This window comes from Sphingomonas sp. PvP055 (assembly GCF_040546365.1).
Lineage (GTDB): Bacteria > Pseudomonadota > Alphaproteobacteria > Sphingomonadales > Sphingomonadaceae > Sphingomonas > Sphingomonas echinoides_A.
The window spans coordinates 866,448-878,974 of record NZ_JBEPNS010000001.1 but is presented as its reverse complement, the minus strand read 5'-3'; the positions used below and the strand labels follow the sequence as shown (position 1 = coordinate 878,974).

The 12,527-nt window shown below is 65.9% G+C and carries 9 protein-coding genes; 5 read left to right on the top strand and 4 right to left on the bottom strand.

Annotated elements, in window-relative coordinates; genetic code table 11:
• Positions 1-22: 22 nt before the first annotated feature.
• Together ABIC16_RS21170 and ABIC16_RS21165 are read right to left on the bottom strand one after the other, a co-directional pair.
• Positions 23-919: a methyl-accepting chemotaxis protein gene (locus ABIC16_RS21170; protein ID WP_502958282.1), complete on the bottom strand. Its 897-nt coding sequence runs from the start codon at positions 917-919 to the stop codon at positions 23-25.
• A gap of 48 nt (positions 920-967) precedes the next feature.
• On the bottom strand, positions 968-1,876 hold the full coding sequence (locus tag ABIC16_RS21165) for a CHASE3 domain-containing protein (protein ID WP_502958281.1): 909 nt from the start codon (positions 1,874-1,876) through the stop codon (positions 968-970).
• A gap of 893 nt (positions 1,877-2,769) precedes the next feature.
• Between ABIC16_RS21165 and gpmA the strand changes: the two genes are divergently transcribed.
• The 3 genes from gpmA to ABIC16_RS04400 all read left to right on the top strand — a co-directional run bounded on the left by gpmA (position 2,770) and on the right by ABIC16_RS04400 (position 5,512).
• Complete coding sequence (gpmA, locus tag ABIC16_RS04410; RefSeq protein ID WP_354290171.1) at positions 2,770-3,456, top strand: 2,3-diphosphoglycerate-dependent phosphoglycerate mutase; 687 nt, start codon at positions 2,770-2,772, stop codon at positions 3,454-3,456.
• A 432-nt stretch (positions 3,457-3,888) separates the two neighbouring features.
• Positions 3,889-4,368: a 5-(carboxyamino)imidazole ribonucleotide mutase gene (purE, locus tag ABIC16_RS04405; protein ID WP_277968142.1), complete on the top strand. Its 480-nt coding sequence runs from the start codon at positions 3,889-3,891 to the stop codon at positions 4,366-4,368.
• 76 nt (positions 4,369-4,444) lie between these two features.
• Positions 4,445-5,512 (top strand): 5-(carboxyamino)imidazole ribonucleotide synthase, encoded by a 1,068-nt coding sequence (locus ABIC16_RS04400; RefSeq protein WP_354290170.1) that lies wholly within the window; start codon positions 4,445-4,447, stop codon positions 5,510-5,512.
• An 18-nt stretch (positions 5,513-5,530) separates the two neighbouring features.
• On the opposite strand, the gene ABIC16_RS04395 is transcribed toward ABIC16_RS04400, so the two are convergent.
• Complete coding sequence (locus tag ABIC16_RS04395) at positions 5,531-6,154, bottom strand: retropepsin-like aspartic protease family protein (RefSeq protein ID WP_354290169.1); 624 nt, start codon at positions 6,152-6,154, stop codon at positions 5,531-5,533.
• A 177-nt stretch (positions 6,155-6,331) separates the two neighbouring features.
• The gene (locus ABIC16_RS04390; protein WP_354290168.1) at positions 6,332-8,590 is read right to left on the bottom strand and encodes an NADP-dependent malic enzyme; all 2,259 of its coding nucleotides are present in this window, start codon (positions 8,588-8,590) and stop codon (positions 6,332-6,334) included.
• A 323-nt stretch (positions 8,591-8,913) separates the two neighbouring features.
• Between ABIC16_RS04390 and ABIC16_RS04385 the strand changes: the two genes are divergently transcribed.
• Entirely contained in the window at positions 8,914-9,678 is a 765-nt protein-coding gene (locus tag ABIC16_RS04385; RefSeq protein ID WP_354290167.1) for a helix-turn-helix domain-containing protein, read from the top strand.
• Between the two features lie 124 nt (positions 9,679-9,802).
• Complete coding sequence (gene mutS / locus ABIC16_RS04380; RefSeq protein WP_354292260.1) at positions 9,803-12,376, top strand: DNA mismatch repair protein MutS; 2,574 nt, start codon at positions 9,803-9,805, stop codon at positions 12,374-12,376.
• Positions 12,377-12,527 lie beyond the last annotated feature (151 nt).

The window sequence follows — 12,527 nt, the reverse complement described above, 5'->3', positions numbered from 1 at the left end:
TTGTTCCAGGCGCCGCCTCGGCTTAAAAGCTCGCCCAATCGTCGCCGCTTTTTGCAAGCTTCGCGACGATGGTGGCATTGCCGCCCGAAGCCCGATGATTCGCCGATTTTGGCGCCACCGGCACGAAACTCCGCGGCTTGACTGCGCCGCGCGCGCCGCCATCGATGCTGAACTGCTGCGCCTTCTCGGCGAGATGATTCACTTCGGTGTTCAAGCTGCGGGCTGCGGCCGATGTTTGCTCGACCATGGCGGCATTCTGCTGTGTTGCCTGATCCATCGACGCAACCGCCGCGGAAATCTCGGTTACCGCCAAGGCCTGGGCTCTGTTGTCGCTCGCCATGCTGGTAAGCAGCGTATGCACCTCGCTGACCCCACCACTGATATTGGCCAACGCACCGTCGACCCGTTGAACCATGCTGACGGCCGCTCCGATGTCGGTTTGGGTCGCGGTCAACTGGTCCCGCGCGCGTCCCGCTTCCTCCTCTGCCCGCATCGCAAGCGCCGAGACCAGATCCGCAACCACCGCAAAGCCACGTCCGGAATCCCCCGCCCGTCCAGCTTCGACCGCGGCGTTCATCGCCAGCACGCGCGTCTGGAACGCGATCTTGTCGAGCCCTTCTATAACGCTGTCGATGCCCTTCGCGCTCTCCGAAACACGCGTCATCGCCTGAACCGCCTCGTCGGCAATTCCGCGACCACCCGAGACCGTATTGATCGCGCCATCGGCCCGCTCGAGCGTCAATTGCGCGGAGTCGGCCGTCGCCTTCAAGCGCTGGTCCATTTCGGTGATGGCGGCAGACGTCTCCTCCAGGCTCGCGGCATTCCCTTCCGTGCGGCGAGCCAGATCTTCCGAGGCCTGCGCGATTTCGGATGAACCCGTGCGAATTGCACTGGTCGATTCGATCACCGAGCCGATCAATTCGCGCAAGCTGGCGATCGCCTGATTGAAGTTGGCGCGCAAAGCCGCTTAGGCTGGCGGGAATCCGGCTTTGATCTCCACCGCAAGGTCGCCCGTGGCGACGCGGTCCAGATTTTCCGAGATCATGTTCGTCACGAACGCCTGTTCTTCGACCGCCTTCGCGGCAGCTGCGTCCGCGATCTGCTTCGCGCGGGCGTTCTCGCGGAAAACGAGCAAGGCCTTCGCCATCTCTCCGACTTCATCAGCCCGCTCGGTTCCAGCAACGGCAACGTTCGTATCCCCGTCAGCAAGGCGTGTCATCGTTCCCGTCATGCCAACGAGCGGACGGACGATCGCGCGCGCCAGCGACCAGGCCATCAATCCAGCGACGACCACGGCGCCCAACGCGCCAAGCGCCACCGCCATTATCGCATCGTTTTTTGCATCCATCATTTCAACGCGCTGCTGGGCGATGATGGCCTGCTGGCGATCCCGAAGGGCGGCGCTGATCGCACGGACCTTGGGAAGCTGCTTGAGCCCGGAAATTTCCTGCGCACGGCTGCGCGTCGCCGGATCCTGCGCGAGCGTGATCAACTCGGCGAAACGCTTGTTGTTGAGATCGTCGACTTCCGCGCGCAACTCTTTCAGACGATCGCTTTGATCCGCCAACGGATGGCCACTTTCGAAACTCTTCGCAGCAATCTCGAACGCGGCGATATTCTGCCGATATTCGACAAGAAGCTCGTCCCGACCGAGCATCGCGTACCCCCGCAGCGCGTTCTCCTGCTGGATGATCGCGCCCAGCATTGCCTCGCCTTCCTGAGCAAGGTGAATGTTGTTCGCATTGGATTCTGAAATGACCGCGACTTTATTCAAGCTCACATACGTATAGGCGCCGGACAGGATCACCACGAGGATGACCGCGGCAAATGCCGCAATGAGTTTTCCGGAAAGCTTCAGTTGACCGATTAATGACATGCTTGTTTCCTTAGAGAACGATTTGGGCGCGTACGGTGACCGTCGTCCCGTGATCAGACCGCGCGTTGGTAAAGGGACGGTCGGGGTCGGGCCGCCACGCCGCCCAGTTCGACACCGCGACCGCGATCTCCGCGCGCACGGACGAGCGGCGGAAATCGGAGGACCGTGGTATCGTTGAGACGGTTGCCCACGTTCGCCACCGGGCGCAGCGTTCTCCGACCACAGGAGAAGCGTTCGTCAAAACCAACCGCCAACATGAACGAAATGGTGCGACGTCTTGATCGGGTTCCAGTTGCCCCACATCAGAATGGTTCTATCGCCGCTCCGGGAGGCGGAAGCATCCACATCGTGGCCGGTGATCCCATTCTGAGCCGAGGCGACGGCCGCGTATGAGGTTGGTATCTCGATCGACGACCAGGCCGACGAGGTGTTGACGGCCAACAAGACCCAACAAACGCGTAGTATCGACATTGATCCGTCCGAGCATGTCGCTTGGACGATGTCCTAACGCGCTCCCCTTTATCAATAAGTATAGGATAGGGTTCAGCAAAGATGTTCCTCGGCTCTGCAAACGTCTGCTAAGCGCACGCATAGGAGAGAGTTTTCACAAGCAAAAACAAGCTGTCAGATAGACAACGGTAACTGAATATTTATTTATAGGATCTTGCGGGACCACGGTGATGCTCGGGTGACGGATCCCTTCGCGGTATCCCAGAAGCCGCCTTTACGCCGCGAACCGCCGGGCATCGAAGTCAGAGCGAGGCCGCCTCGTCTAAACCGCACGACCGTGCTCGGCCCGAGTTGCCACAACGGTTGATCGAAGCGACCCCAAGCGATAACCCCGGCGCGCAACTGGGTCCCCGGCCGTCCGTCGGGGAAGGAGACCATCGCATATGCCAACGCTCGTCCTGATCCGCCACGGCCAGTCCAGCTGGAACCTCGAGAACCGCTTCACCGGATGGTGGGACGTCGACGTGACCGAAAAGGGGATCGAGGAAGCGCGCGCGGCAGGTCGGTTGATGGCGGAGAAGGGGCTCGATTTCGACCAGTGTTTCACCTCGCTGCAGACCCGCGCGATCAAGACGCTCAATCTGGCGCTCGAAGAGATGCACCGGCTGTGGTTGCCGGTGGAGAAGGACTGGCGGCTCAACGAGCGGCATTATGGCGGGCTGACCGGGCTCAACAAGGCGGAGACCGCGGAGAAGCACGGCGAAGCGCAGGTCCATATCTGGCGCCGCAGCTTCGACGTGCCGCCGCCGCCGATGGAAGCGGGCAGCGCCTATGACCTGTCGCAGGACCGCCGCTATGCAGGAATCGACATTCCCGCGACCGAAAGTCTGAAGGACACGATCGCACGCGTCCTGCCCTATTGGGAGGAACGGATCGTGCCGGCGCTGAAGGACGGGCAGCGCGTGTTGATTTCGGCGCACGGCAATTCGCTGCGCGCGCTGGTCAAGCATCTGTCGGGCATTCCGGATGATGAGATCACCACGCTCGAAATTCCCACCGGTCAGCCAATCGTCTACGAACTCGACGATGGCCTGAACGCGACCGACCGGTATTACCTGAACGAACGCTAAGACGAACGACGCCACCCCGAACGGGTTCGGGGTGGCTCTCGCCGGGCCAACCGACGGTTGGAACGCGTCCGTTCGCTCCGTCTCGACTGGCCAATTCGCGCCGTCCCGATAATGTGCCGGGATCCGTTGACAGCAATACAAACGCTACAACAACTGGCTATCACCGCATGCGGAGAGACCTCCCGCACGGCCGAATTACGCGCTACGCCTTTGGCAACCACACGCCAACGCTTCTACTCGCTGTATTCGTCGATATCCCCGCTGGGCGGTTACACTGGTCTGGCACGCGACCTGAAAATCGACGAACCGGACTCAATACCCGGGTCCAGAGCATTGATAAAACGTGTCTCGCTAAGAATTGTTCCGGGCCCGATGGTCCCCTCGCCCATGGAGACGGTTGCTCTTCATGCGGCCCCCCGCTACCGCCGAGCGATGGAACCCTCGGTCGGCATCATCATGGGCAGCACCTCGGATTGGGAGACGATGCGCCATGCCGCCGATCTCCTGACCGAATTGCAGATTTCGCATGAAGCCAAGGTCGTCTCCGCGCACCGCACCCCCAAGCGGTTGTACGACTATGCCGGAGGCGCGGCGGAGCGCGGGATCAAGGTGATCGTCGCCGGCGCTGGGGGCGCGGCCCATCTGCCCGGCATGGCGGCGGCGCTGACGCATTTACCGGTGCTGGGCGTGCCCGTCGAGAGCAAGGCGCTCAAGGGCGTCGACAGCCTGTATTCGATCGTCCAGATGCCTGCGGGGATCCCGGTCGGCACGCTGGCGATCGGCAAGGCGGGCGCAAAGAATGCGGCGCTGCTCGCCGCCGCGATCCTTGCGCTTTCGGACGCCGAACTGTCTGCGCGATTGCAGGCGTGGCGCGCGGCACAGACCGAAAGCGTCGCGACCGACCCGGAATAATGCGGCGCCTCCCGCTGTCCGCATCCAGACCGCGCGACGCCTTCCCGCCTCTCCCCTCCCGAACGGACCTTACGGCATGACCCCCCTTCCCCCCGGATCGACCATCGGCATCCTCGGCGGCGGGCAACTCGGGCGAATGCTCGCGGTGGCGGCGGCGCAACTGGGCTATCATGTGCGGATCCTCGCGCCTGACGAGGAAGCGGTCGCCGCGCAGACCGCGTCGAGCTTTACCCGCGCGGATTATCACAGCCGCATCGTGCTCGACGAATTCGCCGCATCGGCTGATGTGATCACTTATGAGTTCGAGAACATCGCCCTCGATCCGGTCGCGTATCTCGCGGCCAAGGTACCGGTCCACCCCGCCCCCTCCGCGCTCGGCATCGCGCAGGACCGCGCGGCGGAGAAGGCGTTCGTCGCCGAAATCGGCGGGCGGACCGCCCCCTGGGCGAAGGTGGAGACGCTCGCCGAACTCGAGGCGGCGGTGACGCGGATCGGGACGCCCGCGATCCTAAAGACGCTGCGGATGGGGTATGACGGCAAGGGTCAGGTGCGGATCACCGATCCGGCCGATGTCGCCGCTGCATGGGAGGCGATCGGGCAGCGTCCGGCGATCCTCGAGGGGTTCGTCACGTTCAGCCACGAATTCTCGATCCTGCTGGTACGCCGCGGGGACGGGCAGATGGTGAGCTATCCGCCGCCATGGAACGAGCACAGCGACGGGATCCTCGCGCGGTCGACGCTGCCCGCGCCCGCCGAGATCGCGTCGCAATGGGGCGAGGCGGCGGCGCTGGCCGGGCGGATCGCGGACCGGCTCGATTATGTCGGCGTGCTGGCATGCGAATTCTTCGCATCGCCCGATGGCCCGGTGTTCAACGAAATGGCGCCGCGGGTCCATAATTCGGGGCATTGGACGATCGAGGGTGCGGCCTGTTCGCAATTCGAGAACCACATCCGCGCGATCTGCGGCCTGCCGCTGGGCGATACCGCGTTGCGAGCGCCGCGGGTCGAGATGGAAAACCTGATCGGGCATGATGCCGACCGCTGGGCGGAGATCCTCGCGGAACCGGGCGCGCATCTGCACCTGTACGGCAAGGAAACGCGACCGGGGCGCAAGATGGGGCATGTTACCCGGCTGGGGCGGTAGCGCGCGGCGCGGAACCGCTCAGCGCACCTGCTGCGGGTGATGCGGCTGGAGGATGAGCACGCCATCCTCGACGCGCCAGGATTTGAGGCGGGAGAGAAAGTTCATCCCGACGACGTTCATGTCGCCGAAGGCGGGCGACACCACCACCGGCACGTCGCGCGCGACGACATTGCCGATCCGCAGTTCCACGATGGTCGCGGTCTGCGCCGCGATCGTGCCGTTGGCGGTCTGCATCATCACCGGCACCATCGCATCGCGCGGTTTGATTCCGGCGGCGGCGGCGGTGTCCGCGCTCAGCGCGGTGACGGTCGCGCCGCTGTCGACCAGCATCCGTTTCTCATAATCGCCGATCCTGACGCGCACCCAGAAATGCCCGTCGGGGGACATGCGGACATGCGTTTCGCCGCCGACCGCCTGTTGCTGCCCCATCTGGAACCGCTGCGCCATCCGCGCGAACATCGGGTCGAATTGCGCGCGCTCGGACAGGATCACCAGCACCAGCACGATCGCCCCCGCGGTCAACCCGAACGACAGCAACCGACCGATGAACGGCACGCGCCGCGCGATCAACATCACCACAACCACGGCGGCGATCAACAGGTACAGCGACGTATGACCGCCGAGGTCGGGAACAGCACTCACGATCGCAAGATAAGGCGCCGGCAGGTGATTAAAAGACTGGTCGCTCACGCTCGCCGGACACCGGGCGCACATTCCGTCTCGTCGGGCAGCCACCTGGGGCCCTTCGCCGCGGTTTCATGCTCCCACACAATCCCTTGATCCGGACACGCGGCGATAGGGGCCCCGCGTGTCCGCGGATCACCGCGCGATGCCGCCCGCTGCCAGCACCGCCAGCGTCACCAGTTCGCTCGCGGTCGAGGTCATCGGCGCGATCTGGACCGACTTCTCCATGCCGACCAGCATCGGCCCGATCACCGCGTCGCCGCCAAGTTCGCGCAGCAGCTTAGCCGAGATGTTGGCGGATTGCAGACCCGGCATGATCAGCACGTTTGCCGGCCCCGACAGGCGCGCGAACGGATAGTTGGCGAGCTGCTTGGGGTTGAGCGCGACGTCGGGGGCCATTTCGCCCTCATATTCGAACCCGACCTGCCGCCCGTCGAGCACGCCGACCGCCGCGCGGATATTCTCGAGCCAATTGCCCTCGGGGTTACCGAAGGTCGAATAGCTGAGGAACGCCACCCGCGGCTCATGCCCCATGCGGCGGGCGACCAGCGCGGTCTGTTCGGCGATGTCGGCGAGTTCCTCGGCCGACGGGCGCTCGTTGATCGTCGTGTCCGCCATGAACACGGTATGGCTCTGCCCGACCATCAGGTGGATCCCGAACGGGATACGCCCCTCGGCCGGATCGATCACGCGGCGGATCTCGCGCATCGTGTGCGCATAGGTGCGCGTGATGCCGGTGATCATCGCATCCGCTTCACCGAGCTGGAGCAGCACCGCGCCGAAGATGTTGCGATCCTGGTTGATCATCCGCTCGCAATCGCGGCGCAGATACCCGCGCCGCTGGAGCCGCTGGTACAGGAAATCGACCATGCGCGGGACGAGCGGCGAATTGCGGCTGTTGTGCAGTTCGTAGCTGTCGGGATCGGCGACCCCGAGCGACCGCAACCGGTCCGGCACGTCGTCGCGCCCGACCAGCACCGGCGTGCCGTACCCGCCATCCTTGAACGCGATCGCCGCGCGCAGCACGACTTCCTCTTCGCCCTCGGCGAACAGCACGCGCTTGGGGTGCGCCTTCGCGCCCTCATAGGCGAGCGTCAGCACCGAGGTGGTCGGGTTGAGCCGCGCCTTCAACTTCTCGCGGTAGGCGTCGAGGTCGAGGATCGGCTTGGTCGCAACACCCGAATCCATCGCCGCCTTGGCGACCGCGACCGGGATGATCTCCATCAGCCGCGGATCGAACGGCGTCGGGATGATATATTCGGGGCCGAAGGTGTGGTGGACGCCGTAAGCCAGCGCGACCTCCTCGGGCACCTGCTGCCGCGCGAGCGCCGCCAGCGCGCGCGCGGCGGCGATCTTCATCTCGTCGTTGATCGTCGTCGCGCGCACGTCGAGCGCGCCGCGGAAGATGAACGGGAAGCACAGGACGTTGTTGACCTGATTGGGGAAATCCGAGCGCCCGGTGGCGATGATCGCATCGGGCCGCGCCGCTTTTGCTTCGGGCGGCGTGATCTCGGGGGTGGGATTGGCCATCGCGAAAATGATCGGCTTGGGCGCCATCTTCATCAGCTCGTGCGCTGGCAGCGCACCCGCCGCCGAAACGCCGATGAACACGTCGGCGCCGTCGAGCGCTTCGGCGCGCGTCCGCTTGGTCGTGTTGACGGCATGCGCCGACTGCCACTGGTTGATGTCGTCGCGACCCTGGTAGATCACCCCACCCAGGTCGATCATCGTCAGATGATCGCTCGGCAGGCCCATCGTCTTGATCAGCTCGGCGCAGGCGATTGCGGCGGCACCCGCGCCGTTCATCACGACCTTGGTCGTCTTGATGTCGCGCCCGGTGAGGAACAGCGCGTTGATCAGGCCCGCCGCGCAGATGATCGCGGTGCCGTGCTGGTCGTCATGGAACACCGGGATGTTCATCTTCGCGCGCAGCGACTGCTCGATGATAAAGCATTCGGGCGACTTGATATCTTCGAGATTGATGCCGCCGAAGCTCGGCTCCATCAGCTCGATCGCGTCGATCAGCCGGTCGGGGTCCTCGGTCTTCAGTTCGATGTCGATCGCGTCGACGTCAGCGAAGCGTTTGAAAAGGACGGCCTTCCCCTCCATCACCGGCTTGGATGCGAGCGCGCCGAGATTGCCGAGGCCGAGGATCGCGGTCCCGTTGGAGATGACCGCGACGAGATTGCCTTTGGCCGTATAGTCATAGGCGCAGGAAGGATCGGCGGCGATCGCCAGGACCGGGACGGCCACGCCGGGAGAATAAGCGAGCGCGAGATCGCGCTGCGTTGCCATGGGCTTAGACGCGATGATCTCGATCTTGCCGGGGCGTCCTTCCGAGTGGAACAACAGCGCCTCGCGCTCGGAAAACTGGACGTTGGATTCTTCGGACATGAGGCGCGCACTCCTGGATGCGGTTGCCTTAAGCCGACTTTGCCCGGATGGGAACGCCCCTAGTCGTCGCTACGACCGCCAAACGCTGCAGAAGAGGACCGGATTGCGTCGATCCTGCGCCCACCCAACGCCGGAATGCTGCAGAATGCGTCGGGTGGCGTCACGAAGACGACGTTGCTTTCGCTTTTGTGTCCGGCATTGTCCCGGCGAGGAAGATGGAGCAAATCTGTAAAAGACCGATGCGGATGATAGCGGGGGCGCTGCGTGTAGGACATGGGAATGAATCGGACCTCCCGGCGGCAAGGCAGCAAAGGGGGAACCACATGATTTTGAGCGAGCGGGAGAAGGAGGCACTGCGCCTGCTTCTGGTAGGGTACGATGCCAAGTCGATAGCCAACCTGCTCGGGCTGTCGGTGCATACCGTTAATGACCGACTGCGGGATGCGCGGCGCAAGATGGGCGCGACGAGCAGCCGCGAAGCGGCGCGACGCCTTGCCGCAACCGAGCCGGGGGCTCCCGATATCTTCGGGGCCAAGGAAATCGGGGGTGCTGAGCCCGCGGTTCCGGCGCCAGGGACCGGGGTGCCCGCACCACGCCGATCATCGGGATACGGCATTGCGTGGCTTACCGGAGGAATGCTCATCATGTCGCTTCTCATCGCAGCGGTTGCTCTCTCGATGATGGCCGGGACCGACCGCGCCGGACCGCCATCCCTGCGGAATGCCGCGACGACCCTCCAGAAGCCTGCCGAAACGAAGGCCGCGTCGATCGCGCACGCCTGGCTCGAACTGGTCGATACGGGTCAGTGGGAGTCCAGCTGGAACGCCGCGGGCACCCTGTTCCAGACCAACCTTCCCACGGCGCAATGGACCGCGACGATCCAGTCCGTCCGGCAACCGCTGGGGCTGGTGTCGTCGCGCGTCCTGCAAAGCGCGGTAGAGACGAAGACGCTGCCGGGCGTGCCGGACGGCGACTATCAGGTCCTTCAGTTCAAGACGCGCTTCGCGACCAAGCCCGAGGCGGTCGAAACCGTCATCCTCACGCGCGAACAGGCCGGCTTGCGCGTTGCCGGCTACTTCATTCGCTGATTGGGTAGCCCGCCAGACCATCGGGCAGCATCTGCCCGATGACGGGCGGGGGAATCTTCGCTACCCAGCGGCGATGCCATCCGCTTCCCCCGCCCCTGCCCCGACTGCCGCCGCTCCCACGCCGATGATGGCGCAATATCTCGCGCTCAAGGCGGAGGCGGCGGATTGCCTGCTGTTCTACCGGATGGGCGATTTCTTCGAACTGTTCTTCGACGATGCCAAGATCGCCGCCGCCTGCCTCGACATCGCGCTGACCGCGCGCGGCGAGCATCACGGCGTGCCGATCCCGATGTGCGGCGTGCCGGTCCATGCCGCCGACGGTTATCTCGCGCGGCTGATCAAGGCGGGGCACCGCGTCGCGATCGCCGAGCAGACCGAAAGCCCCGCCGAGGCCAAGAAACGCAGCGGCAAGACGCTCGTCTCGCGCGCGATCGTCCGGGTCGTCACCGCAGGCACGTTGACCGAGGAAGCGTTGCTCGATGCGCGCAGCGCAAACTGGTGCGTCGCGATCGGCGAGGCGGGCGGCGCGGTGGCGATCGCCGCCGCCGACATTTCGACCGGGCGGTTCGAGCTGATCGCGTGCGATGCCGCCGGGATCACCGCCGAACTCGCGCGGCTTGGCCCCGCCGAGACGATTACGTCCGATGCGAGCGACTTTGCCGAGCTGGCGACGATGCAGCGCCCGCGCGCGGAATTCGACAGCGCGCGCGGCGAGGCGCGGCTGAAGGCGCTCTACGCGGTCGCGACGCTCGACGGGTTCGGGCAGTTCGACCGCGCGGCGTTGTCGGCGGCGGGGGGCCTCGTCGCGTATCTCGACCATACCGCCAAGGGCGCGATGCCGTTCCTGCGCCCGCCCCGGCTTGGCGCCAGCGCGCAGCACATGGCGATCGACGCGGCGACGCGCGAAAGCCTGGAACTGACCCAAACCACCACCGGCGCGCGCAAGGGCAGCCTGCTCGATTCGATCGACCGGACCGTCACCGCGGCGGGCGCGCGGCTGCTCGGCGCGGATATTGGCGCGCCGCTGATGGAGCGTGGGCCGATCGAGGCACGGCTCGATCTGGTCGCCTTGCTGACCAACGACGGCGGATTGCGGGAATCGCTCCGGGGGACGCTGCGGAGCATGGCGGATATCGGGCGCGCGCTCGGGCGGCTCGCGGCGGGGCGGGGTTCCCCGCGCGATCTCGGGCAGTTGCGCGACGGGCTCGACGGCGCGTGGCGACTGGGCGAGCGGCTCGACGGGATTGCCGCCCCCCCGGCATTGCTTACCGACCTCGCCCCGCGCCTGCGCGGGCATGGCGCGCTGATCGACCTGCTGACGCGCGCGCTCGTCCCATCCCCGCCGATCGATGCGTCGGACGGCGGCTATATCGCGGCGGGCTATGACGCAGCGCTTGATGACCTGCGCGATGCGGGCGCGGGCGGACGGCGCGCGATCGCCGCGCTCGAGGCCGATTTCCGTGCGCGGACTGGGGTGGCGCAGCTCAAGATCCGCCACAACGGCGTGCTCGGCTATCATATCGAAGTCCCCGCGCGGTCGGCGGACGGGCTGATGAAGCCCGATAGCGGCTTCATCCACCGCCAGACGATGGCGGGTGCGGTGCGCTTCAACGCGCCCGAACTCCACGAAGTCGCGGCCAAGGTGACGCAGGCGGGCGCACACGCGCTCGCGGCGGAGGCGGCGCATCTCGAGGATCTGGTCGCCGCTGCGCTCGACCGGCGCGAGGCGATCGCCACGACCGCCGATGCGCTCGCGCGGCTCGATGTTGCGGCTGCGCTTGCCGAGCGTGGCTGCGAAGGCGGCTGGGCACGGCCCGAGCTGGTCGACCACGCGTGTTTCGACATCACCGGCGGGCGGCACCCGGTGGTCGAGGATGCGCTGGCGAAACGTGGCGAACGCTTCGTCGCGAATGACTGCCGCCTGTCGGAGGATTCGCGGCTGTGGCTCGTCACCGGGCCGAACATGGGCGGCAAGTCGACCTTCCTGCGCCAGAACGCCGCGATCGCGGTGCTCGCGCAGGCGGGGAGCTTCGTCCCCGCAACCGCGGCGACGCTCGGGCTGGTCGATCGGCTGTTCAGCCGGGTCGGCGCGTCGGACAATCTCGCGCGCGGGCGCTCGACCTTCATGGTCGAGATGGTCGAGACCGCCGCGATCCTTGCGCAGGCGACCCCGCGCAGCTTCGTGATTCTCGACGAGGTCGGGCGCGGCACCTCCACCTATGACGGGCTCGCGATCGCCTGGGCGGTGGTCGAGGCGATCCATGACGACAATCGTTGCCGCTGCCTGTTCGCGACGCATTATCACGAGCTGACGCGCCTCGCGGAGCGGTGCGAGGCGCTGACGCTCCACCACGTCCGCGCGCGTGAGTGGAAGGGCGAGCTGGTGCTGTTGCACGAGGTGTCCGAGGGGCCGGCGGACCGGTCCTACGGGTTGGCGGTCGCGCGGCTGGCGGGTCTGCCGCCGGTGACGATCGCACGCGCCAAGGCGGTGCTGGCGAAGCTCGAGGCGGGGCGCGCCAAGACCGGTGGGCTGGCGGCGGGGCTGGATGACCTGCCGCTGTTCGCCGCAGCGATCGAGGCGGAGGAAGAGGAATGCGACGCGATCCGCGCCGAGGTGGAGGCGCTGGATGTGGATGCGCTGACGCCGCGCGAGGCGTTGGAGACGCTGTACCGGTTGAAGGGGCTGGCGCGGGGGTAGCGTTTTTCGGACCGCTCCCGAGCGGAGGAAGGGGGGCACCCCTCCCCTTCCGTCATCCTGAACGTGTTTCAGGATCCAGCCCTCCACGAGACCGGACTGGGCCTGTTGCGCGGTGGATGCTGAAACGCGTTCAGCGTGACGGCGGCTTTTG